This window comes from Micromonospora sp. C81, from assembly GCF_018070425.1.
Classification (GTDB): domain Bacteria; phylum Actinomycetota; class Actinomycetes; order Mycobacteriales; family Micromonosporaceae; genus Micromonospora; species Micromonospora zamorensis.
This window is the reverse complement of record NZ_JAGPXS010000001.1, coordinates 414,852-439,468: the sequence shown is the minus strand read 5'-3', so window position 1 is coordinate 439,468 and position 24,617 is coordinate 414,852. Positions and strand designations below refer to the sequence as shown.

At 71.2% G+C, this 24,617-nt stretch carries 19 protein-coding genes; 15 read left to right on the top strand and 4 right to left on the bottom strand.

Features of this window, described 5'->3' with window-relative positions:
• Positions 1-48: 48 nt before the first annotated feature.
• The gene (locus KBX46_RS02060) at positions 49-2,310 is read right to left on the bottom strand and encodes a catalase (RefSeq protein WP_210790159.1); all 2,262 of its coding nucleotides are present in this window, start codon (positions 2,308-2,310) and stop codon (positions 49-51) included.
• 183 nt (positions 2,311-2,493) lie between these two features.
• On the opposite strand from KBX46_RS02060, the gene KBX46_RS02055 reads away from it, so the two are divergent.
• The 12 genes from KBX46_RS02055 to KBX46_RS02000 all read left to right on the top strand — a co-directional run bounded on the left by KBX46_RS02055 (position 2,494) and on the right by KBX46_RS02000 (position 16,342).
• Positions 2,494-3,393, top strand: coding sequence for an alpha/beta hydrolase (locus KBX46_RS02055; protein WP_210790157.1), 900 nt, complete (start codon positions 2,494-2,496; stop codon positions 3,391-3,393).
• A gap of 136 nt (positions 3,394-3,529) precedes the next feature.
• A complete protein-coding gene (locus tag KBX46_RS02050) occupies positions 3,530-4,315 on the top strand; it encodes an ABC transporter ATP-binding protein (RefSeq protein ID WP_088948641.1) in 786 nt (261 codons plus the stop codon).
• Entirely contained in the window at positions 4,312-5,043 is a 732-nt protein-coding gene (locus KBX46_RS02045; protein ID WP_307871351.1) for an ABC transporter ATP-binding protein, read from the top strand. Before KBX46_RS02050 ends, KBX46_RS02045 begins: the two co-directional genes overlap by 4 nt.
• Before the next feature lie 30 nt (positions 5,044-5,073).
• Positions 5,074-5,952, top strand: a complete 879-nt coding sequence (locus KBX46_RS02040; protein ID WP_210790154.1) for a branched-chain amino acid ABC transporter permease — start codon at positions 5,074-5,076, stop codon at positions 5,950-5,952.
• Positions 5,949-7,046 carry a branched-chain amino acid ABC transporter permease gene (locus KBX46_RS02035; protein WP_210790151.1) on the top strand — a complete coding sequence of 366 codons (1,098 nt, stop codon included), beginning with the start codon at positions 5,949-5,951 and terminating at the stop codon, positions 7,044-7,046. Before KBX46_RS02040 ends, KBX46_RS02035 begins: the two co-directional genes overlap by 4 nt.
• An 83-nt stretch (positions 7,047-7,129) precedes the next feature.
• Positions 7,130-8,416 (top strand): ABC transporter substrate-binding protein, encoded by a 1,287-nt coding sequence (locus KBX46_RS02030; RefSeq protein ID WP_088951818.1) that lies wholly within the window; start codon positions 7,130-7,132, stop codon positions 8,414-8,416.
• A 145-nt stretch (positions 8,417-8,561) separates the two neighbouring features.
• Complete coding sequence (locus KBX46_RS02025; RefSeq protein WP_210790148.1) at positions 8,562-9,329, top strand: SDR family oxidoreductase; 768 nt, start codon at positions 8,562-8,564, stop codon at positions 9,327-9,329.
• A 94-nt stretch (positions 9,330-9,423) separates the two neighbouring features.
• The gene (locus KBX46_RS02020) at positions 9,424-10,035 is read left to right on the top strand and encodes a TetR/AcrR family transcriptional regulator (RefSeq protein ID WP_088948637.1); all 612 of its coding nucleotides are present in this window, start codon (positions 9,424-9,426) and stop codon (positions 10,033-10,035) included.
• A gap of 64 nt (positions 10,036-10,099) precedes the next feature.
• A complete protein-coding gene (locus tag KBX46_RS02015) occupies positions 10,100-12,922 on the top strand; it encodes an AAA family ATPase (RefSeq protein WP_210790146.1) in 2,823 nt (940 codons plus the stop codon).
• A 46-nt stretch (positions 12,923-12,968) separates the two neighbouring features.
• Complete coding sequence (locus KBX46_RS02010) at positions 12,969-14,117, top strand: acyl-CoA dehydrogenase family protein (RefSeq protein WP_210790143.1); 1,149 nt, start codon at positions 12,969-12,971, stop codon at positions 14,115-14,117.
• Between the two features lie 17 nt (positions 14,118-14,134).
• Entirely contained in the window at positions 14,135-14,599 is a 465-nt protein-coding gene (locus tag KBX46_RS02005) for a MaoC family dehydratase (RefSeq protein ID WP_210790139.1), read from the top strand.
• Positions 14,600-14,974: 375 nt separating this feature from the next.
• Positions 14,975-16,342, top strand: a complete 1,368-nt coding sequence (locus tag KBX46_RS02000) for an endo-1,4-beta-xylanase (RefSeq protein ID WP_210790136.1) — start codon at positions 14,975-14,977, stop codon at positions 16,340-16,342.
• 219 nt (positions 16,343-16,561) lie between these two features.
• Here KBX46_RS02000 and KBX46_RS01995 read toward each other — a convergent pair whose 3' ends face one another.
• The 3 genes from KBX46_RS01995 to KBX46_RS01985 form a co-directional block, all read right to left on the bottom strand.
• The gene (locus KBX46_RS01995) at positions 16,562-17,698 is read right to left on the bottom strand and encodes a cellulose binding domain-containing protein (RefSeq protein ID WP_210790133.1); all 1,137 of its coding nucleotides are present in this window, start codon (positions 17,696-17,698) and stop codon (positions 16,562-16,564) included.
• 225 nt (positions 17,699-17,923) lie between these two features.
• Positions 17,924-18,913, bottom strand: a complete 990-nt coding sequence (locus tag KBX46_RS01990; RefSeq protein WP_308159334.1) for an acetylxylan esterase — start codon at positions 18,911-18,913, stop codon at positions 17,924-17,926.
• 22 nt (positions 18,914-18,935) lie between these two features.
• Complete coding sequence (locus KBX46_RS01985; RefSeq protein WP_210790130.1) at positions 18,936-19,973, bottom strand: LacI family DNA-binding transcriptional regulator; 1,038 nt, start codon at positions 19,971-19,973, stop codon at positions 18,936-18,938.
• A 318-nt stretch (positions 19,974-20,291) separates the two neighbouring features.
• Here KBX46_RS01985 and KBX46_RS01980 point away from each other — a divergent pair, with 318 nt between their 5' ends.
• From KBX46_RS01980 to KBX46_RS01970, 3 genes are read left to right on the top strand one after another with little or no spacing between them, the layout of a single operon-like run.
• Positions 20,292-22,667 carry a glycoside hydrolase family 3 N-terminal domain-containing protein gene (locus tag KBX46_RS01980; RefSeq protein WP_210790128.1) on the top strand — a complete coding sequence of 792 codons (2,376 nt, stop codon included), beginning with the start codon at positions 20,292-20,294 and terminating at the stop codon, positions 22,665-22,667.
• Between the two features lie 9 nt (positions 22,668-22,676).
• Positions 22,677-23,666, top strand: a complete 990-nt coding sequence (locus KBX46_RS01975) for a sugar ABC transporter permease (RefSeq protein ID WP_210790125.1) — start codon at positions 22,677-22,679, stop codon at positions 23,664-23,666.
• A complete protein-coding gene (locus KBX46_RS01970) occupies positions 23,663-24,574 on the top strand; it encodes a carbohydrate ABC transporter permease (protein WP_088951816.1) in 912 nt (303 codons plus the stop codon). Before KBX46_RS01975 ends, KBX46_RS01970 begins: the two co-directional genes overlap by 4 nt.
• The last annotated feature ends 43 nt before the right edge of the window (positions 24,575-24,617 follow it).

Here is a 24,617-nt window from a genome sequence, read left to right as displayed (position 1 = left end):
GCGGAGGACAGCCCTCGCCGGTGATCGGTCAGGCGACTCGGTGACGGGTCAGGCGACCGAGGCCGGGAACCGTTCCCACACCCGGTGTGCGGCCATCAACTGCTGCACCGCCGTCAGGGCCTCGGCGCCGGAGCCCGCCGCCACGATGCCGGGAGTGCCGGCCACCCCGGCCTGCTCCAGCACGGTGACGCCGGCGCCCCAGGCGCCGATCGCCTTGGCGTGCCGCCAGCACTCCTCGACGAGGAGCAGCACGCGGGGGTCCACGGCCGCCGGGCCCGGCCTGCCCGCCTTGTCGTCACGGGCCGGGATGGCATCCGGCGCGGGTGCTGGCGCTCCCGCCAGCAGGACCGCGTCGAACTCGACCGACCGGCCGGTGGCGAAGGTGCGCTGGACCGGCATGCCGCCGACCATGCCGCCGTGCGGGGCGATCAACAGCGGCACCATGCCGGCGTCGAACACGGCCTGGCGCACCTCGGCGACGCCGTCCAGGTCACCGTCGGGGTCGACCACGATCCCGACCATCCGCCCGTCCGCCGGCCACTCCCGGCCGACCTGCGACAGCGCCGGGCTGGGCGCGACATCGGCCAGCGGCACTGTGGGCTGCGGGGCGGGCAGGCCCAGACCGGTGGCGACCTGCTCGCACAACACCGGGTCGATGTTGGCGAGGCTCTGCAGCTGGCGCTCCTTGATCGCCTGGTGGTAGCACTTGCCCAGCTCGAAGGTGTACGCCCGGATGATGTGCTCCTTCTCGACCGGCGACATGCTCAGCCAGAACAGGCGTACCTGGCTGTAGTGGTCGTCGAACGAGGCCGGGTTCGCGCGTACCTTCGGCGCCTGGGCCACCGTGACCGGCACGTCGACGAACGCGTTCTCGGCGTCCCCCGCGGGGAACGGGTTGCCGCCGTCGAGCGAGTTCGGCCGATACGGGGCGACGCCCGCGTGCACGGCGTGCTGGTGGAAACCGTCGCGCAGCATGTCATTGACGGCCGCGTGCGGGCGGTTGATCGGGATCTGCGTGAAGTTGGGCCCGCCGAGGCGGGTCAGCTGCGTGTCGAGGTACGAGAAGAGTCGGCCCTGCAGCAGCGGGTCGTTCGTGACGTCGATGCCCGGCGGCAGGTGACCCAGGTGGAAGGCGACCTGCTCGGTCTCGGCGAAGAAGTTCGTCGGCGTCCGGTTGAGCACCAGCCGGCCGATCGGCTGCACCTCCGCCAGCTCCTCCGGCACGATCTTCGTCGGGTCCAGCAGGTCGATGCCGGCGAAGGTCTCATCCTCGGTGTCGGGAAAGACCTGGATGCCGAGCTCCCACTCCGGGTACGCGCCGGCCTCGATGGCGTCGTAGAGGTCGCGCCGGTGGAAGTCCGGGTCGATGCCGTTCAGCATCTGCGCCTCCTCCCAGGTCAGGGAGTGCACGCCCAGCTTGGGCTTCCAGTGGAACTTGGCCAGCACCGTCTCGCCGGCCTCGTTGACCAGGCGGAAGGTGTGCACGCCGAAGCCTTCCATCGTCCGGTACGAACGCGGAATGCCTCGGTCGGACATGTTCCACATGGCGTGGTGCTGCGCCTCGGTGTGCAGCGACACGAAGTCCCAGAACGTGTCGTGGGCACTCTGCGCCTGGGGGATCTCCCGGTCCGGGTGCGGCTTGCCGGCGTGGATGATGTCCGGGAACTTGATCGCGTCCTGGATGAAGAAGACCGGCATGTTGTTGCCGACCAGGTCGAAGGTGCCCTCGTCGGTGTAGAACTTCGTGGCGAAGCCACGGGTGTCGCGGACCGTGTCGGCCGATCCCCGCGAGCCGAGCACCGTGGAGAACCGGACGAAGACCTCGGTTTCGCGCCCCTTCTTGAGGAAGCCGGCCCTGGTGACCGCCTCGGCGGTGCCGTACGCGGTGAACACCCCGTGTGCACCGGCGCCCCGGGCGTGCACCACGCGCTCCGGGATGCGCTCGTGGTCGAAATGCATGATCTTCTCGCGCAGGTGGTGGTCCTGGAGCAGCACCGGGCCACGCGGGCCGGCCTTGAGCGAGTGATCGGTGTCGCGCAGCCGCGCCCCGTTCGCGGTCGTGAGGTAGGCGCCCTGCTGACCGTTCGCGATCGCTGGCGCGCCGGTCTCGGCGCCGGTCGGCGTACGCGTCTGCGGTGCCCCCTGCTCCGGCTTCGGCGGCAGCGGGTCGTGTGGCGTCGTCGGCTCCTCGACGGTGGGCGTCCCGCTGCCCGGTGCGCCGGGAACATCGGGGGACAGGGCGTCGGCGATCTTCCCCGTGGCGCTCTTCACAACGTTCTTGACCGCCTCGGCGGGCTTGCTTGAATCCACTGAACGAACCTCTCCGTGGTGCGTGTCGGGCAGGCGTCTGCCCTGCTACCCCAGGTCAGAGGGTCGAAACACAACTGGATGCGGCATCCGTCACCGGGACTGGTGATTTCACCGATGCGTGGATGCGCGGAGAAGCCAAAACTGACGCACGTCGATATCCCTCGACTCTAGGGAGTGCCCGACGTGTCGTCACCAACCACCACCCGTCCCCGTTCCGTCGCCGCCCGAGCGACCCGGTTCGCGCTGGCCGCCGTACTGGCCGCCGGCGGCGTCCTGGCCGGATCGTCCGGCGCCGCCCAGGCCGCGAGCCCGTACGAGCGGGGCCCCGCCCCGACCACCGCGATCCTGGAGGCCAGTCGCGGTCCGTTCGCCACGGCCTCACAGAGCGTGTCCTCGCTGAGCGTCACCGGCTTCGGCGGCGGCGTCATCTACTACCCGACCAGCACCAGCGAGGGCACCTTCGGCGCCATCGCCATCTCGCCCGGCTACACCGCCTCCTGGTCCAGCATCAGCTGGCTCGGACCGCGGATCGCCTCGCACGGGTTCGTGGTGATCGGCATCGAGACCAACAGCCGGCTGGACCAGCCGGACAGCCGTGGCCGGCAGCTCCTCGCCGCGCTGGACTACCTCACCGAGCGCAGCTCGGTGCGTACCCGGATCGACAGCAGTCGACTCGCGGTGGCCGGTCACTCCATGGGTGGCGGGGGCAGCCTGGAGGCGGCCTCGTCCCGGCCGTCGTTGCAGGCCGCGGTGCCGCTCGCGCCGTGGAACCTGGACAAGAGCTGGTCCGAGCTGCGGGTGCCCACGCTGATCATCGGCGGGGAGAGCGACTCCGTGGCGCCGGTCTCGTCGCACTCGGTGCCGTTCTACAACAGCATCCCGGCCTCGGCCGAGAAGGCGTACCTGGAGCTGAACGGGGCGAGTCACTTCTTCCCGCAGACGACGAACACGCCGACCGCCCGGCAGATGGTGGCCTGGTTGAAGCGGTTCGTCGACGACGACACCCGCTACGAGCAGTTCCTGTGCCCCGGCCCGAGCGGTTCGCAGATCCAGGAGTACCGCAACACCTGTCCCAGCGCCTGACCGTGGTCGCGGGGCGGTCGCCGGTGGCGACCGCCCCGTCCGCGTGTGGGGCCGGGTATTGAAGGTCTTGACGCGATACCCGAGAAACGTACACTGCGAGTGTAAATAAACACCCGCCACGACAGAGGGATGGGTGATGGAGCGCGGCCTCGAACTGCACCACATCGGCGTCCGTTTCGGCGGCCTCACCGCCCTCGACGACGTCTCACTGCGCGTGCCACCCAACCGGGTGGTGGGCGTCATCGGGCCCAACGGCGCCGGCAAGACCACCTTGTTCAACGTGATCTGCGGCTTCGTGGCACCGGAGACGGGTTCGCTCACCCTCGACGGTCGACCGCTGCGGCCACGGCCGCACCGGCTGACCCGGCTCGGCATCGCCCGAACCCTCCAGGGGACCGGGCTCTTCGCCGGTCTGACCGTGCTGGAGAACGTGATGACCGGGGCCTCCCACACCGCCCGGGCGGGCTTCGTCCCGGCGCTGCTCGGGCTGCCGGCCAGCGACCGCGACGAGCGCCGACTGCGCCGCGACGCCCTGGACATCCTCGACGACCTGGGGATCGCCGGGCATGCCGAGGCCGCACCGACCACACTGCCCTTCGCCGTACGTCAGCGGGTCGCCCTGGCCCGTGCGCTCGCCGCGCGACCCCGGCTGCTGCTGCTCGACGAACCCGCCGGTGGCCTCGGTGCCGACGACATCGCCGAGCTGGCCGAGCTGGTCCGGCAGCTGCCCCGGCGCGACGACAACCCCTGTGCGGTGCTGCTGGTCGAGCACCACATGGACCTGGTGATGGCGGTCTGCGACGAGCTCGTGGTGCTCGACTTCGGCCGGGTGATCGCCGCCGGCACCCCCGACGAGATCCGCGACGACCCGGCGGTGACGGACGCCTACCTCGGCGCCGCCGTCGAGGAGGCCTATCCGTGAGCGCGGACAGCACACCTGACCTGCTCGTGGTGCGCGGGCTGGTGGCCGGTTACGGTGCCGCGCCCGTGTTGCAGGCCATCGACCTCACTGTCCCGGCCGGCACGATCGCCGCGGTCGTCGGCGCCAACGGCGCCGGCAAGACCACACTGCTGCGCGCGCTCTCCGGCATGATCCGCCCGGTCGCCGGCCAGGTGCTCCTCGCCGGGGAGGACCTGCGCGGCACGCCTGTGGAGCAGCTCGTCCGACGCGGTATGGCGCACGTGCCGGAGGGACGGGGCGTGATCAGCGAACTGACGGTCGACGAGAACCTGCGCCTCGGCGGGTTGTGGCGACGCGACCGGGCCGACGCCGGGCGCGCCCTCGACGAGGTCTACGACCTCTTCGAGCCGCTGGCCCGGCGTCGCAAGCACCTCGGCCACCAGCTCTCCGGCGGTGAACGGCAGATGCTCGCGCTCGGTCGGGCCCTCGTCGGCCGGCCCCGGCTGCTGCTGCTCGACGAGCCGTCGCTCGGCCTGGCGCCGCGGGTCGTCGCCCGGACGATGGCACTGCTCCGTCAGCTACGCGACCGCACCGGCCTGACCGTGCTGCTGGTCGAGCAGAACGTCCGCAGCGCGCTCGCCGTCGCCGACCAGGGCGTCGTGATGTCCCTCGGCCGGGTGGTGATCGCCGCCCCGGCGGCGAAGCTGCGTGACGACGTCGACCTGCGCCACGCGTACCTCGGTTTCTGACCACCACCTCGTCCCCCGGAGGGAGGACTGTTGGACCGCTTCGTCTTCCTCACCATCGACGGCCTGTCCCGAGGCGCGGTGTACGCCGCGTTCGCGCTGGCCCTGGTGCTCATCTGGCGGGCGGCGCGGGTCGTCAACTTCGCCCAGGGGGCGATGGCCGTCGCCGCCGCGTACGTCGCCTACACCGTCTCCGCCGCGACCGGTTCCTACTGGTTGGGCTTCGCGGTCGCGCTCGTCGCCGGCCTGTTGCTCGGTGCGCTGGTGGACCGCGTCGTCATGCGGCACGTCGACCACACCTCACACCTCAACCCCGTGATCGTCGCGCTCGGTCTGGTGCTGTTGATCCAGGCGGTGCTGGGCATGGTGTACGGCAACGAGTTCCGCCCCGCCGAGGCGCCGTTCAGTCGGTCCGCTCTCACCGTGGGCGGGTTGGCCGTGCTGTCGCCGTACGACCTGTTCGTCTTCGCCACCATCGGGGTGGTGGTCAGCGGGCTGGCCTGGATGTTCGCCCGTACCCCGGTGGGGTTGCGGATGCGCGCGGCGGCCTTCGCCCCCGAGGTGTCCCGGCTGCTCGGGGTCAACGTCGGTGGCATGTTGACCCTCGGGTGGGCGCTCGCCTCCGGGGTGGGCGCGCTGGCCGCCATGCTGGTCATCCCGACCGAGTTGGGCCTGCACCCGCACGCGATGGACCTGGTGTTCGTCTCCGCGTTCACCGCGGCGGTGGTCGGTGGGCTGGACAGCCCACCGGGGGCGGTGGTCGGTGGCCTGGTGGTGGGTCTGTTGCTCTCCTACGTGAGCGGTTACGCCGGCAGTGACCTCACGCCGCTTGCGGTGCTGGTCCTGCTGCTGGCGGTGCTGCTGGTCCGGCCCGGTGGGCTGTTCGCCCCGGTCGCGGCGAGGCGGGTGTGAGCGCCACGAGGGCGGCCCTGCCGCCGAAACAGCAGCTCGTCGAGACGGGTCGACCCGTCGACCGGCGACGCGGCTCGACACTGCTGCGCCACCTCGCGATCGTGCTCGTCGTCGGGCTCCTGCTGGTCGGGGTCAGCTACGCCGTCGAGCCGTTCCGCAACTTCCAGCTCGCCACCGTGGCGGCCTACCTCTGCGCGACCGCCGGGTTGACCGTCCTCACCGGCCTCAACGGTCAACTGTCGCTCGGGCACGGCGCGTTGATGGCCACCGGGGCGTACACCGTCGCGCTGTGCCAGAACGCGTTCTCCGACCGGGGGATGACCGGCGGTTGGCTGTTGCCGCTCTCGCTGGTCGCGGCGATCGTCAGCACGGTCGCGATCGGCGCGGTCGTCGGCGTGGCGGCGGCCCGGCTGCGTGGTCCCTACCTGGCCGGGGTCACCCTGGCGGTGGCCGTCGTCGTGCCGGCGTTGGCCGTCACCTTCGACGGCGTCTTCAACGGTGAGCAGGGGCTGTCGGTGCCGGTGGAGCCACCGCCGATGTCGCTCGGCCCGTACTTCCCCTACGAGCGGTGGCAGCTCTGGGTCACCGGTGCGGCCACCCTGCTCGCGCTGCTGCTGCTGGCCAACCTCATTCGCAGCCGCTACGGGCGCACCTTCCGGGCGGTCCGGGACGACGAGGTGGCTGCCCGCCTCGCCGGCATCCACGTGGCCCGCACCCAGGTCCTCGCATTCGTGGTCAGTGCCGCCACCGCCGGGCTCGGCGGAGCGTTGCTGGCGGTGCTCGCGCAGAGCGTCTCGCCCGGGGCGTTCTCGTTGACCCTGTCGCTGTTCCTGCTGATGGCCGTCGTGATCGGCGGTCTCGGCCGGCTCACCGGCGCGCTCTGGGGGGCCGTCCTGCTGGTCGCGCTGCCCGACCTCACCCACTCCGCGACCGAGATGCTCACGCTCTCGCCCGCGGTGGCGCAGCGGCTGGAGGGAAATCTGCCGCTGGCGATCTTCGGCCTCACCCTGATCGTGGTCATGATCGCCGCACCCGGTGGCATCCACGGGCTGCTGTCCCGTCTTGGTCGGCGCCTGCGGGCCCGGCGTTCCTGAGCTGCTCCGCGCCCGGCCCCGGCCGGGCGTTCCACCACACACACCGTTCCCCCGAACCGGACCGAGAAAGGTCGGTGTTCTCCATGCACCGTTTGGCACAACGTGGTCTCGCGATCGCCAGCACCATTGCCCTGTTGGCCGCCGCCGCTGGTTGCAGTGGTGACGACGGCTCCGGTCCCGGCGCGGCGTCGGTGCCGGGCGTGACCGACACCGAGATCGTCGTCGGCACCCACATGCCGCTCACCGGGCCGGCCTCGGCCGGCTACTCGAAGATCTCCCCGGCGACGAAGGCGTACTTCGACTACGTCAACGCCAACGGCGGTGTGCACGGTCGGAAGATCACCTACAAGGTCATGGACGACGGCTACAACCCGGCGAACACCCAGCAGGTGGTCCGTCAGCTCGTCCTCCAGGACAAGGTCTTCGCGATCCTCAACGGCCTCGGCACACCGACGCACAGTGGCGTGCTCGACTTCCTGAAGACCAACCGGGTCCCGGACCTCTTCGTCGCCTCCGGCAGCCGCAGCTGGGACCAGCCGGACAAGTATCCCGGCACGTTCGGGTTCAACCCGGACTACACGGTGGAGGGCAAGATCCTCGCCACCTACGCGAAGACGAACCTGGCCGGTCAGAAGGTCTGCTTCCTCGGGCAGGACGACGACTTCGGCCGGGACAGCCTGGCCGGCGTGGAGAAGGTGCTCGGCGCGTCGGCCGTGGCGGTCAAGCAGACGTACGTCACCAGCAACACCAACGTGGCACCGCAGATCGGCGCGTTCAAGGCGGCTGGTTGCCAGGTCGTCGTGCTCGCCACAGTGCCCGGCTTCACCGCGCTGTCCGTCGGCACCGCCGCTCGGCTGGGCTTCAAGCCGCAGTGGCTGGTGTCCAACGTCGGCGCCGACCACCCGACTCTGGCCAAGCAGCTCGGTGCCGCGGCCCCGCTGCTGGAGGGCATGGTCGGCACCAACTACCTGCCGATGCAGAACGACACCGCGAACCCGTGGGTGCAGCTCTTCACGAAGATCAACAAGGAGCACAACGGGGACGCGCCGTTCGACGGCAACACCGTCTACGGCATGTCGGTCGGCTACCTCTTCGTGCAGGTGCTGCTCGCCGCCGGCAAGGACGTCACCCGGGAGAAGGTGCTGGACGCCGTGCAGAAGGGCGGCTTCCAGGGCCCCGGGCTGGTGCCGCTGCGCTTCTCCGCCAAGGACCACTCCGGCTACGGCGGCCAGCGGCTGAGCCGGGTGACCGGGGGAGTGCAGACCTACTTCGGGCCCGCGTACGAGACCGACGAGGCGGACGGGCCGGTCAACGAGTACACCGCCACCCCGGCCGCGCCGCCGGCGAACGGGGTGCCGACCGTCTCCTGATCACCCGCACCAGCGACGCCCGACCGGGCGTGGTCTCGCGTGACCACGCCCGGTCGGACGGCTGTGCGCGCTCGGGTGACCGGGCCTCGTGACCGGCTGTCCGGGACGTTGACCGACACCGATCAGTCCTCCTACTATCTGCACCGTGAATGCATATTCGGGTCGGCTCGCGGAACGGGTCGCCATCGTGACGGGCGCCAGTCGGGGCATCGGCCTGGCCATCGCCCAACGCCTCGTCGCCGAAGGCGCCCGGGTCGGGCTGACCGCCCGACATCCCGAGGCGCTCGCCGAGGCGGTCGCGGCCCTGGGCGGGTCGGCGTACGCCGTCGCCGTGCCCGGCCGTTCCGACGACCCTGAGCATCGCGCCCAGGCGGTGCGCCAGGTCAGTGAGGCGTTCGGGCCGGTGGACCTGCTGGTCAACAACACCGGCATCAACCCGGTGCACGGTCCGCTGATCGGGCTGGACCCGGCCGCGGCCCGCAAGATCCTGGACGTCAACGTCGTCGCCACACTCGGCTGGGTGCAGGAGGTGTGTGCCGCCGGCATGACCGAGCGCGGCGGCTGCGTGGTCAACGTCTCGTCGATCGCCGGTCTCACGCCGTCGCCCGGCATCGCCTTCTACGGTGTGAGCAAAGCCGCGCTCAACCACCTCACCGCCAGTCTCGCCGTGGAGCTGGGGCCGACGGTCCGGGTCAATGCCGTCGCACCCGGCGTGGTGAAGACCCGCTTCGCCGCCGCGCTCTACGAGGGTCGCGAGGACGAGGTCGCGGCACGGTACCCGCTGGGCCGCCTCGGCCTGCCGCAGGACGTGGCGGGCGCTGTCGCCTTCCTCGCCTCCGACGACGCCAGCTGGATCACCGGGCAGACCATCGTCTGCGACGGCGGCGTCTCGCTGACCGGTCGAGCCGGATGACAGCCCCGGCGGTCGGCCCGGAACCGCTGATCACCGCCTGTCTAGACTCGGCGGTGCGTCAGGAGGCGCCGTGGCGGTGAGAGGGCGGGGGCGGATGGACGGGGTCGAGGTCGCGAGCCGGGTCGACGGGCGTACCGCCCGGGCCGAGCGCACCCGCGCGGCCATCGTCGAGGCTCATCTCGCGCTCATCGGCGAGGGGGACCTCCGCCCGACCGGGGAGCGCATCGCCGAACGGGCCGGCATCTCGCTGCGGACGCTCTGGACCAACTTCAAGGACATGGAGACGCTCTTCGAGGCGAGCGGCGCGGAGGTGCTCCGCCAGCAGGACGCCGCCTACCGGCCGGTCTCGCCCGGGTTGCCGCTGGCGAAGCGGGTCGACGCGTACTGCCGGCAGCGGGCCCGGCTGCTCCAGCTCATCACGCCGTCGGCGCGTGCCGCGCAGATGCGCGAGCCGGTCTCCGACCAGCTGCACCGCAACCGCCTCAAGCACATCGACCGGGTCCGCGACGAGGTCGAGGAACTCTTCGCCGCCGAGTTGGCCCAGGCTGGTCGGGGTCGGGAGCAACTGCTCAACGCCCTGATCGCCGCGAGCATGTGGCCAGCCTGGTCGATGCTGCGCTACGGCCTCGGGCTGGGCGTGGACCAGGCCCGCGCGGTGATGACCCGGACGGTGGGGGCCCTGTTGGCGGAGGTCGCGGCCGACTGACTCCGGTCCGGCCCGATATCGCCCCCTCTTTCCATTCGGTTTCCGATGAGTGACACTGACATGCATGGTTACTGCATCGAGAGTGCAACTAACCGTGCTGCGTGGCCGGGACGACGAGTGCCGGTCTGTCCGGAGCCTCCTCGACGGCATGCCCAACGGCGGCGGTGCCCTGCTGCTGCACGGTGAGCCCGGATCGGGTCGGACGGCGCTGGTCGGCTACGCCCACCGGCACGCCGACGGCTGCACCGTGCTCGGCGGGAGCGGGCTAGCCGAGGAGGCCGCCCTGCCGTACGCCGGCCTGCAACGTCTGGTCGACCCCGTGCTCGACCGGGCCACCGTCCTCCCGGACGAGCAGCGTCGACTGCTGCGGCGCGCGCTGGGCGGCGAGAGCTGCCCGGCCGACCGCCGGCTGACGCTGTCGATGGCGGTGCTCGGGTTGCTCACCGCTGCCGCCCGCGACCGTCCGTTGCTCGCCACGATGGACGACGTCGACCGGGGTGACCCGCAGACCGCCCAGGTGCTGGCCTTCGTGGCCCGCCGGCTGCGCCACCTGCCGATCGCCATCCTGCTCACCGCGGACGTGACCGCCACTGTCGACGGGATACCGGCACACCGGCTTCGCGCCCTGACCGAGCACGAGAGCGCCGCCGTCCTCACCGACCGACTCCGATCGTTGATCGAGCGGGGCAGCGGCGACCGGCTCCCCGAGCGGCCCGCCGAGTCGGTCGTGGCCGCGCTGGCCGCGATCGGCGGCGGCAACCCGCAGGCCCTGGTGGACCTCGTCGACGTGCTCAGTCCCGGCCAGTGGCGGGGGGAGGAGTCGCTACCCGCCGCGCCACCGGCGGACGGTGCTCTGGGCCGCGCGTACCGGGCCCGACTGGACCGGCTGCCACCGGACACCCGACGGATGCTGCTGCTCGCGGCGCTCGACGAGGACGGCGAGCCGGGCACGCTGATCCGGGCCGCGGCAGTCGCCGGGTCCGAGATCGAGGCGCTCGCCCCGGCGGAGGTGGCCGGCCTGGTCCGCGTCGAGCCGCGAGGCGTCACCTTTCCTCAGCCCCTGGTGCGCACGATGATCGCGGCCAGCGCCCCACTCGCGGAGCGGCGCGCGGCGCACCGACTGCTCGCCGGCGTGCTGGTGGCCGACGGGCAGCGGCTGCGCCGGGCGATGCACCTCGCCGCCGCGGCGGCGGGTGCCGACCCCGCCCTCGCCGACGAGCTGGAAGCGGCGGCAGCCGGCGGCGCCGACGGTTGGGCCACCGCCTCGGCGGCGCTGCGCTGGGCCGCCGACCTCAGCGACCAGCCGACCCAGTCGGCCGCCCGCCTGCTGACCGCCGCCCACTACGCCTGGACCGGGGGCCAGCCCGACGTGGCCCGGCTCCTGCTCGACCGTCTCCGCGCGGTCTACCGGGACCCGGCCGTCCGGGGTCGCGCCGACCTGCTGCGCGGCGAGTTGGAGCTGCGGTGCGGCACCGCCGCCCGCGCGTCGGCCAGATTGCTGGCCTCGGCGGGAGCGGTGGCCGGCACCGACCGCGCGCTGGCGATGTCCGGGCTCGTACGGGCCGGCGAGGCGGTCTGCTTCGCCGGCGACCAGTACCGGTACGCCGAGGTCGGCCGCCGGGCGTCGGCGTTGCGGCGGCCGAACGATCCTCCATCCATGGAGCTGATGGGCAGTCTGGTCGGCGGGGTGGCGGCGACCCTGCGGGGCGATCACGAGCGGGCCGGCCCCGCACTGCGTCGCGCCGTCGTGCTGGGTGGCCGACTGACCGGGTCGGCGTTGACCCCCACCGCGCTGAGCTGTGCCGCGGCGGCCGGCCTGGTGGTCGCCGTGGACGGCGCGGCACACCGGCTCGCCGATCGCGCCGTCGCCCTGGCCCGGGAGCGGGGTGAGCTGTCCATGCTGTCCCGGGCGCTGGAGTTGCGGGCGGTCGCCGAGTACTGGTTGGGCCGGCACGAGGCGGCGGCGGAAACCTCCCGCGACGGGCTGCGGGTCGCCCGTGCCACCGGTCAGGCCAACTGCGCCAACGTCCACCTCGGCATGCTCGCCGTGCTCGCCGCCGTGCGGGCCGACCGGGACACCAGCCTGCGGCGCATCCGCGAGATGGGCGAGACGCCGACGCCGGGCAGCCGTCCGCACGCGTTTGCCGGGTGGGCCCTTGCGGTGCTCGACCTGGTCGACGGCCGGCACGCCGAGGCCGCGAACCGGCTGGCGTCACTGGCCCGGCTGGGCACCGGGCGCGGTCAGGTTCTCGTGCAGGTGATGGCCACCCCCTACCTGGTGGAGGCGGCAGCCCACCTGCCCTGCCGACCTGCGGCGACGGCCGCGCTCGCCGTGTTCGACAGGTGGGCCAGCAGCACCGCGAGCCCGTTGCGCCGGGCCCTGTCCGCCCGGTGCCACGCGTTACTCGCGCCGCGCGGCGGTCCCGAGGCCGAGCAGGAGTTCCAGACGGCGCTGCGGCTGCACCCGACGGAGGCCGGCACGTTCGAACGTGCCCGCACCGAGCTGCTCTTCGGTCAGGAGCTGCGCCGCAGCCGACGCCCGCGCGACGCGCGTACGCACCTGCACCAGGCCCGTGAGATGTTCACGCTGCTCGGGGTGAGTCGCTGGGCCGAGCAGGCGACCACCGAGCTGCGGGCGGCCGGGGAGTCGGTCGGTCCGCCGGACCTGCCGGCGGCGCGGTTGCTGACCGGCCAGCAACTGAAGATCGCCGAGCTGGTCGCGGAGGGGGCGACCAACCGTGAGATCGCGGCCCGGATGTTCCTCTCCACCCGTACGGTCGACCACCACCTGCGCAACGTCTTCCACCGGCTGGGCATCCGCTCGCGTACCGAGCTGGCGCGGGCGTTCGCCACCGAGCGGCAGGTCGGGCTGGCCTCGGATCGGTGATCGTCCGGTCTGGACGCGGTAAACTATCACCGCTAGTTTAAGCGTCATGGAGCTCACTCTCTCCGCCGAGCAGGCGGCGGTGCGCCAACTGGCCGCCGAGTTCGCCGACCGGGAGCTGTTGCCGCACGCGGCCGCCTGGGATCGACGTGAGTCGGTCGACCCCGCCATCGTCGGCAAGCTCGGTGACCTGGGCTTCCTGGGGCTGACCATCGCCGAGGCCGACGGCGGCTCCGGTGGCGACCACCTCGCGTACTGCCTGGTCCTGGAGGAGCTCGGCCGGGGCGACTCGGCGGTGCGCGGCATCGTCTCGGTCTCCCTCGGCCTGGTCGCGAAGTCCATTGCCGCCCACGGGTCGGCCGAGCAGCGGGCCGAGTGGCTGTCCGGGCTCTGCGCCGGCACCGCCCTCGGCTGTTTCGCGCTGACCGAGCCGGACAGCGGCTCGGACGCCGCCGCGCTGCGCACCCGCGCGGTCCGCGACGGCGACGACTGGCTGCTCACGGGCACGAAGATGTTCATCACCAATGGCACCACCGCCGACGTCGCGCTGGTCTTCGCCCGGACCGGCGGTCCCGGGCACCGGGGCATCACCGCGTTCCTGGTGCCCACCGACAGCCCGGGGCTGACCCGACGCGAGATCCACGGCAAGCTGGGCCTGCGCGGCCAGGCCACCGGCGAGTTGGGCTTCGACGAGGTGCGCGTGCCCGACGCGGCCCGCCTCGGCGCCGAGGGCGGCGGGTTTCGGCTGGCCCTGGCGACCCTCGCCAAGGGACGGATGTCGGTGGCCGCCGGGTGCGTCGGCATCGCCCAGGGCTGCCTCGACGCGGCGGTCGGCTACGCCGGGCAGCGAACCCAGTTCGGCAAGCCGATCGCCGGGCACCAGCTCGTCCAGCAACTCCTCGCCGCCATCGCGGTGGACACCGCCGCCGCCCGGCTGCTGGTGTGGCAGGTGGCCGACCTGATCGACCGCGACCAGCCGTTCGCCACCGAGGCGTCGATGGCCAAGCTCTTCGCCAGCGAGGCCGCCGTCCGCGCGGCCAACAACGCGGTCCAGGTCTTCGGTGGGTACGGCTACATCGACGAGTACCCGGTCGGCAAGTACCTGCGCGACGCCCGGGTCGCCACCCTCTACGAGGGCACCAGCCAGATCCAGCAACTCCTCATCGGACGCGCGCTCACCGGCGTCAACGCCTTCTAGCTCCAAGGAGATCCGGCATGAGAGTCTTCGGCTCGTTCGAAGAGCTGGCCGCCGCTGTCGGCGAGACCATCGGGCCCGGCCCGTGGCAGCCCATCGAGCAGAGCCGCGTCGACCTCTTCGCCGACGCCACCGACGACCACCAGTGGATCCACCTCGACCCGGAGCGGGCCGCAGCGGGGCCGTTCGGCGGCACGATCGCCCACGGCTACCTGACCCTGTCGCTGCTGCCGGCCCTGGCTGGCCGGCTCTACCGGGTCGAGGGGGTGGCCATGGGGGTCAACTACGGGCTGAACAAGGTGCGTTTTCCCGCGCCGGTCCGGGTCGGCGCCGCCGTGCGCGCCACCGTCGTCATCGCCGAGGTGTCGCCGGTCAGCGGCGGTGTGCAGATGGTCGCGACGGTCACCGTGGAGAGCGACACCGGCGGCAAGCCCGTCTGCGTGGCCGAGACCGTGAGCCGGCTCTACCCCGCCGCCGGTCGGTGATCATCTAGCGGGAACGTCGGTCTGCCCGTACGGCGGGTAGGCGTTGCGGAACAAGTTCCGGAACTTGCGGCGGCGGGTTCCTCTCGCTCCGTCCTGGGTCGATGCACCACGACCTCCCCGTGCTGCGGCATGGGGTGCCACCTGGGCAGCAGTCTCTTGGTCTGATGACCGGGGCGGTCCATGTCTCGTTAAACTTCCGGAAATTCTTGCTCGTCGATGAACGGCGCTGACATACTCCTCATCCACCGGAGTCGATGACCCAGGGTTGGCGCCTCTTCCCGGACGCCTTTTCCGTGCGCGGTCCCGACCCGGCACCCACCACCGCCGGAGCGGTGCGTCAGTTGCCCCGCCCCGGGCCTCACGGAAGGAAGAGACATGACCGAAAGGTGCCAGGGGGACACCCGTCCACGGACGGGCCCCCGAGCGCGTACGGCGATCGTTCTCGCCGCCGCGGCTCTGCTCGCCGCCACGAGCGCCGCGTTCCTGCCCGGCACGGCGAGCGCCGGGACGACTCTTGGCGCTTCTGCTGCGGAGAAGGGCCGGTATTTCGGTACGGCGGTGGCGGCGAGCAGGTTGTCGGATGGCAACTACACGACGATCCTCAACCGAGAGTTCAATTCGGTGACGCCCGAGAACGAGATGAAGATCGACGCGACGGAGCCGCAGCAGGGTCGGTTCAGTTACGGCGCCGCGGAGCAGATCGTGAACCACGCGCGGAGTCGGGGGATGAGCGTGCGTGGTCACACCCTGGCGTGGCACTCGCAGCAGCCGCCCTGGATGGAGAGCATGAGTGGCAGCGCGCTGCGGTCGGCGATGCTCAACCACGTGACGCAGGTGGCGACCCATTTCCGTGGTCAGGTCGTGGCGTGGGACGTGGTGAACGAGGCGTTCGAGGACGGCACCTCCGGTGCGCGTCGTAACTCGAACCTCCAGCGCACGGGCAACGACTGGATCGAGGCGGCGTTCCGGGCCGCGCGTGCGGCTGATCCGGGTGCGAAGCTCTGTTACAACGACTACAACACCGACAACTGGACGCACGCCAAGACGCAGGCTGTGTACAACATGGTCCGCGACTTCAAGTCTCGTGGTGTGCCGATCGACTGCGTCGGTTTCCAGTCGCACTTCAACAACGACTCCCCGTACGTGAGCAACTACCGCACCACGCTGTCGAGCTTCGCGGCACTGGGTGTGGATGTGCAGGTCACCGAGCTGGACATCCAGGGTGCCCCGGCGGCCACCTACCGCAGTGTGGTGGAGGACTGCCTGGCCGTGGCCCGCTGCAATGGCGTCACGGTGTGGGGCATCCGCGACAGTGACTCGTGGCGGGCGTCCCAGACGCCGTTGCTGTTCAACAGCAGCGGTCAGAAGAAGGCGGCGTACGACGCCGTGCTCGCGGCGTTGAACAACGGCACCACGCCGACGGACCCGCCGACCACTCCGCCCACCACCCCACCGACGACCCCGCCCAGCGGCAGTTGCACCGCGACGCTGCAGGACAGCACTCGATGGGGCGACCGGTTCAACAGCCAGGTGACCGTCAGCGGGGCGAGCAGCTGGACCGTCGTGGTCGCCGTCACCCCGCCCCAGAAGGTCTCCAACACCTGGAACGGCAGCCCGACCTGGGACAGCAGCGGCAACGTCATGACCATGCGGTCGAACGGCAGCGGCAACGTCTTCGGCTTCACCACCATGGCCAACGGCACCTGGACCCGTCCGGTGGTGCGCTCCTGCACCGCCTCCTGAGCACCACCACACGCTGATGGGGCGGCGACGGATCCCGTCGCCGCCCCGTCGTCTGTGCACTCGCGGACAGCGCTGACGTCCAGGTCCACAATCCCGCGGACACGGCGACGTGGACGACGTAGTCGGCCGCGCGACGGGGGAGCGCCCGCCAGGGGTCGGCGATGGCGGGCGCTCCCCATCGCGGTGCCGAGCCTCTGCTGCCCGGCACCGCGACGGGTGTCAGACGGTCGTACAGGCCGTGCCGTTGAGGGTGAACGCGGACGGTCGGCCGGCGTTGCCTGTGTGGGTCGCCTGGAAACCGATGTCGACCGAGGTGTTCGGCGCGATCGTCGCGTTGTAGGAGACGTTGCGGGCGGTGACCGCTCCGCTGGACGGGGTGTAGCTGGCGTTCCAACCGCTGGTGATGCTCTGCCCGCCCGGGAGCGTGAACGCCAGAGCCCAGCCGTTGACCGGCGTGCTGCTCGTGTTGGTCACGGAGATGGACGCGGTGAGACCGTTGTTCCACGCGTTGACCGTGTAGGCGACACGGCAGGCGTCCGACGCGGGCGGCGTGGTCGGTGGGGTGGTGGTCGGAGGCGTGGTGGTCGGAGGTGTGTCGCCCCCGATGCTGCCGGGCACGGTCCGCAGCGCGTCGTACCAGGCCGCGGCCATCTTGCGGTAGCCCGTGGCGTTGGGGTGCACGCCGTCGGCCAGGTCGCTGAGCGTCAATGCGCGGTACATGTCGACCAGGTGGACGCGCTTCCCGGCGGCGGCCCGGGTCTGCACGATCCCGGGAATCGCGGCGTTGTACGCCCGGACCTGGTTGTCCGCGCCGGACTTCGGGACGATCGTCGCGACGAACACGTCCGCGTTCGGTGCGTTGTTGGTGATCTTGTCGACTAGTGCGGCAAGCCGGCCCGGGGCGCCCGACGTGTCGCCGTACATGTCGTTGGTGCCGATGTGCAGCAGCACGGTCCGGGGATTCGTGGCCCGCAACCAGTTGACGACGTTGGCGTCGATCTGCGCGATCGTCCATCCGGAATGGCCCTGGTGGTCGTGGTCGCCGAGGCTGGCGGGACCGTTGAACTGGGAGCCGACGAAGTCGACGCGGTACCCGCCGGTCGTGAACCGTTGCCAGAGCTCGATCCGGTAACCGCCGGGAACGTTGAACCCGTCGGTGATCGAGTCGCCGAGGGGCATCACGCGTACGCCGCCGTTGGACTCCGCGCTCGCGGGGGTGGTCGCGATCGGCACGGCGGCGACCATGGCGGCGACGGCGGCCAGGACGGCCCACCGCCGGCGAGCCCGGCGAGGTCGCGACGTCGCGCCGGTGGTGGGTGGGGGAGGGACGGGACGGTCGAGGGTCGAACTGCTCATGGGCTGCTCCTGGTGGGGGTGCGCGCAACGACCAGGAACCCGGACATCTTCACTGGTGGTCGTGGCGGTGAACCTGGCGCCGGCCGTCGAATCTGGCGCGACGGACCGATGGGCGGTGGGCGGGAGTGTGCCCTGCACTCCGCCCGACGCACCATAGCGTGTTATCGCTAACATCGGCAATGCATCAACGCTCGACTATGGCTCAACGGTGAGCCGCCACACCTGTCAGGGTTGGAGCACCGAGTCGAGCCAGCGCAGCTGCCGCCGGACGTGGACAGCCTCGCCGCCCTCGTGGCCGTTGAACGGGTAGACGTGCATCTCCCGCTCCGGCCGGATCGGCCTCCCATTGCCTGCGCCGTAGTGGTTGTAGGCGGCAAAGGCCGTGCGCGGCGGGCAGACGGTGTCGCGTCGGCCCACCCCGAAGTGCGCCGGCGCCGTCGCGCGTCGTGCGAAGTTCACACCGTCGACGTAGGACAGGGTGCGCCACACGGACTCCTCGGCCTCCCGCTGCACGGCCAGGTAACGCGCGATCTCGCCGTACGGCGCGGGTTCACTGAGCTGGACGGCCCGTCGCATGTCGCAGAGGAACGGCGCGGTGGTCAGCACCGCGCTCAGGTCGGCGACGAGACCGGCCACAGCCAGGGCCAGACCGCCGCCCTGGCTGTTACCGACCACAGTGACCCGGTCGACGTCGACCCCCGGGAGGGCGCGGACCGCCTCGACCGCCCGCACCGCGTCGGTGATCAGACGGCGGAAGTGGTAGTCACGCGGGTCGTGGATGCCCCAGGTGACCGGCGAGGGTCCGCCCGGCGCGCCGTGCGGGTCGGGGGTGTCCCCGGCGCCGTACTGACCCGCCTGACCCCGGTTGTCCATCAGCAGGTGCGCGTAGCCGGCCACCGGCCAGGTCAGCCGCTCGTGCGGCAGGCCACGGCCGCGACCGTACCCGGCGTACTCGACCACGGTGGGCAGCGGCTCGGGTCGACCGGCCGGGCGGGTGTACCAGGCCCGTACGGGGTCACCGCCGAAGCCCGCGAACGTGATGTCCCACGAGTCGAGCAGTCGCAGGTCGGTGGGTTCCGGCCGGACGTCGACGAGCACCGGTCGGGCAGCCGCCTCGGCGAGCGTGTCCCGCCAGAACCTGTCGAAGTCGTCGGGTTCGGCGACCTCGGGGGCGTACCGCTGGAGTTCGTCGGGGATGAAGGCGGAGTCAGACACGGGTCCTCGCAGGGGGCCGGGATCAGTGCGGGTCGGCGGGGGGTGCGGTGCTCTCCCGGACGACCAACTCGGTCACCAGGTCGATGCGGCTGGTCGCTGGCTCGTTGCCCCGGGTCAGGTCGAGCAACATCTGGGTGGCGATGCCAGCCATGTCGCGCAACGGCTGGTTGATCGTGGTGAGAGCCGGGTCGGTCCAGGCGGAGACGGGCAGATTGTCGTACCCGATCACCGAAAGGTCCTCGGGGACTCGGAGGCCGCACTGGCGTGCGGCCCGGAGCACCCCCATGGCCTGGATGTCCGACCCGGCGAAGATCGCCGTCGGTCGGGACGGCTGGCGTAGCAGTTGCAGCCCGTGGGCGTGCCCGGCGCCGGCGGAGAAACTGCCGTAGCGGACCAGCTCGCGGTCGACCGTTATCCCCGCTTCCTCGTGGGCCGACTGGAAGCCGGCGGCGCGGGCGCGGCTGCAGAGCACGTCGGGTGGCCCGGAGATGATGGCGATCCGCCGGTGGCCCAGATCCAGCAGGTGCCGGGCGGCGAGCAGGCCGCCGTTCCAGTTGTTCGAGCCGACGGTGGGCACGGAGGCCGAGGTCGCGCTGTCGGTGTCGACGACGACGAACGGTATGCCCTGGCGCCGCAGGTGCTGTTGTTGCGCCTCGGCCAGGTGGGAGAGGACGAACACCACGCCCAACGGCCGGTCGGCGAGCAGCGCCTCCAGCCATCGGGCCGGCGGGCGGTGCGCGCCGTCGAGTTGGGCGACCGACAACCCGATGCCGGCCGCGGTGGTCACCGCCTCCACGCCTCGCAGGATCTCCATCGCCCATCCCGTGTCGAACTCGTGGAAGACGAGTTCGATGCGTCCTCCGCCGGGCGAGGGCCGGCGGGCGCGGCGCTGGTACTGGTGGCGGTCGAGACTCGCCTCCACGCGGGCTCTGGTGCCGGGAGCGACATCGCCGCGTCCGTTGAGGACCTTGGACACCGTCGCGACCGAGACGCCGACATCGTTGGCGATGGTCGCGATGGTGGTGGAGGCGGGTGGGTCGAGCGGGCGGTGCTCTGTCATCGCGACCTCAAGCAGCATCCGAAAGTTTCGGCAGACCTTAACACGATCAGTCGGCCACACCAGCCGGTGCGACAGTCGGTCCGACCGTAGGTGGGCCCGTACGGGGCGCGTGCGCCACGGAGTGCTGTCGGCAGAGTCACTGTGTGCAGGATGTGGCCGTCGGACGTCCGATTGAGACTCTTGACACACATCGATGGGGACCTTAGGTTGCCGAAAAGGTTGCGCGGATTTCCGGAAAGTTTCGGATCGTGAAAATGTCCGCCACGGAACGGGTTCCACGAGGGCACGGGGACGTGTCCGGAGCTGAGGGGTCAAGGCATGAGTAGTCAGTTGCCCGGGGACAGCGACACCGCGCCGTGGCGCGATCCGCGGCTGACGCCGGCCGAGCGGGCCGACGCGCTCCTGCCGAAGATGTCGCTGGAGGAGAAGATCGCCCAACTCGTCGGCGTGTGGGTCGGCGCGGAGGCCTCCGGCGAGGGTGTGGCGCCACACCAGTCCGACATGATCAGCGAGCTGCCGCAGTGGAGCACCGTCATCCAGCACGGGCTGGGCCAACTCACCCGCCCCTTCGGCACCGCGCCGGTCGACCCGGTGCTCGGCGCCCGGTCGCTGGCGGCCTCGCAGGCGCAGATCGTGGCCGCCAGTCGGTTCGGCATCCCGGCGCAGGTGCACGAGGAATGCCTGACCGGGTTCGCCGCGTGGCGGGCCACCGTCTACCCGACCCCGCTGAGCTGGGGCGCGTCCTTCGACCCCGACCTGGTCGAGGCGATGGCCGACCGGATCGCACGGTCCATGCGCGCCGCCGGCGTACACCAGGGTCTCGCTCCGGTCCTGGACGTCACCCGCGACTACCGCTGGGGCCGCACCGAGGAGACGATCGGCGAGGATCCCTACCTGGTGGGGACGACCGGTGCCGCGTACGTGCGGGGCCTGGAGCGGGCCGGCGTGGTCGCCACGCTGAAGCACTTCGCCGGTTACTCCGCCTCCCGTGGCGGACGCAACCTCGCGCCGGTGCCGATGGGGCCCCGGGAGTTGGCCGACGTCATCCTGCCGCCGTTCGAGATGGCGTTGCGCCACGGCGGCGCCCGCTCGGTGATGAACTCCTACGCCGAGATCGACGGCCTGCCCGTGGCCGCCGACCACGGGCTGCTGACCGGGCTGTTGCGCGACGAGTGGGGCTTCACCGGCACCGTGGTCGCCGACTACTTCTCCGTACGCTTCCTGGAGACCCTGCACGGTGTCGCCGACGGCGCCGCCGACGCGGCAAGGCTCGCCCTGCGGGCCGGGATCGACGTCGAGCTGCCCACAGTGGACACCTTCGGCACCCCGCTGGTGGAGGCCGTGCGCCGTGGCGAGGTCGACGAGGCGTTGATCGACGGCGCGCTGCGCCGGGTGCTGATCCAGAAGATCGAGATCGGTCTGCTCGACGAGGGCTGGCAGGAACTGCCCGACGACGTGGCGTCGCTGCGTCTCGACGACGAGGCCAGCCAGGACGTCGCCGTACGCCTCGCCCGGGAGGCCGTCGTCCTGCTGCGCAACACCGGCGTCCTCCCGTTGCCCGTGGGCAACCGGGTCGCCCTGGTCGGCCCCGTCGCCGACGACCCGATGGCCATGCTCGGCTGCTACTCGTTCCCCAACCACGTCGGCGTGCACCACAGCGAGTTCGGGCTGGGCCTGGACATCCCCTCGCTGCGCGACGAGCTGGCCCGACGCGTCCCGCTGCTCAGCCACGAGCAGGGCTGCACCATCACCGGTGAGGACACCTCGGGCATCCCGGCTGCGGTCGCCGCGGCTGCCGCCGCCGACGTGTGCGTGCTCGCCGTCGGCGACCGGGCGGGGATGTTCGGTCGGGGCACCTCCGGCGAAGGGTGCGACGCCGCCGACCTGCGACTGCCCGGTGTGCAGGCCGACCTGGTCCGTGCCGTCCTCGCCACCGGCACCCCGGTCGTCCTGGTGCTGATGACCGGCCGCCCCTACGCGCTCGGCCCGGAGTTCGGCGCCGCGGCGGCCGTCGTGCAGGCGTTCTTCCTCGGCCAGCTCGGCGGGCAGGCGCTCGCCGAGGTGCTCACCGGCGCGGTCAACCCGTCCGGGCGGCTGCCGGTGAGTGTGCCCCGGGACGCCGGCGGACTGCCGAGCACCTACCTGGCACCCCCGCTCGGCCGGCGCAACAAGGTGTCCTCGATCGACCCGACGCCGGCCTACCCGTTCGGTCACGGGCTGAGCTACACCACCTTCGACTGGTCCGACGCCACGGTTGTCGAGCCGGCGGGTGGCACTCACGACCAGCCGGCGGCGTGGCCGACCGACGGCGAGGTGCGGGTGCGGTTCACTGTCGCCAACACCGGCGACCGGGCCGGCACCGAGGTGGTCCAGCTCTACCTGCACGACCCGGTCGCGCAGACCACCCGCCCGGTGGTCCGCCTGGTCGGCTACACCCGACTGCCGTTGGAGCCCGGCGAGGTGGCGCACGTGACGTTCGGCGTACCGGCCGACGTGGCGTCGTTCATCGGGCTGTCCGGTCGGCGGATCGTCGAGCCCGGCGAGGTCGAGCTGCGGTTCGGCCGGTCCAGCGGTGATGTGGCGGCGGCCTTGGCGCTGCTGCTGACCGGAGCCGAGCGCCAGGTCGGCCACCACCGGGAGCTGTTCACGTCGGTGCGGGTCGAGCCCCTCGTGGCCGTTCCGCAGTCCGTCTAGGAGGCGAGGATGACATCCACCTTGCGGCCACCGCCGCCGGCGCCGCCCCGGCCTTCGGCGGCGGCTCCCAGCCCTGCCCCGCGCTCGCCGCGCCGCCGCCGCAGCTGGCGGCAGGCGCTGCGCCGGGACTGGCAGCTCTACTCCCTGGCCATCCTTCCGCTGCTGTTCTTCCTGGTCTTCCGCTACCTGCCGATGCTCGGGAACATCATCGCGTTCCGTCGTTTCAAGCCGGGTGGCAGCATCTTCGGCGAGTACTGGGTAGGGCTGCGGTACTTCCGGATGTTCTTCACCGACCCGACGTTCTGGGAGGTCTTCACCAACACCCTGGTGCTCGGGACGTTGACCCTGCTGTTCTGCTTCCCGCTGCCGATCGTGCTGGCGCTGCTGCTCAACGAGGTGCGTGCCCGCCGGTTCAAGCGGTTCGTCCAGTCGGTGTCGTACCTGCCGCACTTCCTGTCGATCGTGATCGTGGCGGCGATGGTCATGCAGTTGACCTCGATCGACGGCACGGCCAACCAGCTGGTCCGGATCGTCGGCGGCGATCCCGTGGCGTTCCTCCAGCAGGCGGAATGGTTCCGCACCATCTACGTCTCGTCCGAGGTCTGGCAGACCGTCGGCTGGGGAACGATCCTCTACCTCGCCGCCCTCACCACCATCGACGAGGACCTGTACGAGGCCGCCCGGATCGACGGAGCCAGCCGGCTGCGGCAGACCTGGCATGTGACGTTGCCGGGCATCCGGCCCACGATGGTGACCCTGTTGATCCTCAACATCGGCAGCTTCATGGCCGTCGGGTTCGAGAAGATCCTGCTGCTCTACAACCCGCTGACGTACCCGACCGCGGACGTGATCTCCACCTACCTGTTCCGGATGGGCTTCCAGTCCAGCAACTTCAGCTACGCGGCCGCCATCGGTCTCTTCGAGGCGGTGATCGGGCTGATCCTGGTGCTTTCGGCGAACCTCATCTCCCGTCGCACGGTGGGGACGAGCCTGTGGTGACCCTCGGTACGAAGCGCGAGGCCCCGAAGACGCGCGGGCCGGTGGACAGCCGGGGCTACCGGATCTTCCGGATCGTCAACACGGTCGTCCTCATCGGCGTCGTGATCGTGACGCTGTACCCGTTCCTCAACATCGTGGCCCGCTCGCTCAGCGAGGAGGCGTACATCCTCGCCGGGAAGGTGAGCATCGTCCCGCGCGGGTTCGACGTGACCGCGTACAAGCTGGTGATGTCCGACTCGCTGTTCTGGACGAACTACCGCAACACCCTGGTGTACACGGTGGTCGCCACGCTCATCTCGATCGTGCTGACCACGTGCTACGCGTACGTGCTGTCCAAGCCGCAGCTCAAGGGCCGCGGGGTCCTCGTCGGCATCGCGCTTTTCACCATGTTCTTCTCCGGTGGCCTGATCCCCAACTACGTGCTGGTCACCAGCCTGGGAATGAAGAACACCATCTGGGCCGTGGTGATCCCCAACGCCATCAGTGTCTTCAACCTGCTGGTCATGAAGGCGTTCTTCGAAAGCCTGCCGACCGAGTTGGAGGAGGCCGCGGCGGTCGACGGGTTGAACACCTACGGCATCCTGCTGCGGATCGTGCTGCCGCTGTCGAAGGCGATCATCGCGACGATGGTGCTCTTCTACGCCGTCTCGTTCTGGAACTCGTGGTTCACCGCGTTCCTCTACATCGACCAGCAGGATCTGCTGCCGGTCACCGTGTACCTGCGCAACCTCATCGCGGGTGCCACCGATGCACAGCAGTCCGGCGCCGCCGACGCCGACGTCGTGCAGGCCGCGGCCACGCTCCAGGCCGTGACGATCGTGCTCACCACTCTGCCCATCCTGGCGGTCTACCCCTTCGTCCAGAGGTACTTCGTCTCCGGCGTGATGCTCGGCGCGGTCAAGGGATGACGCCGGGCGCTGCATCGCATCACTTCCTTCACCCCCACCACCG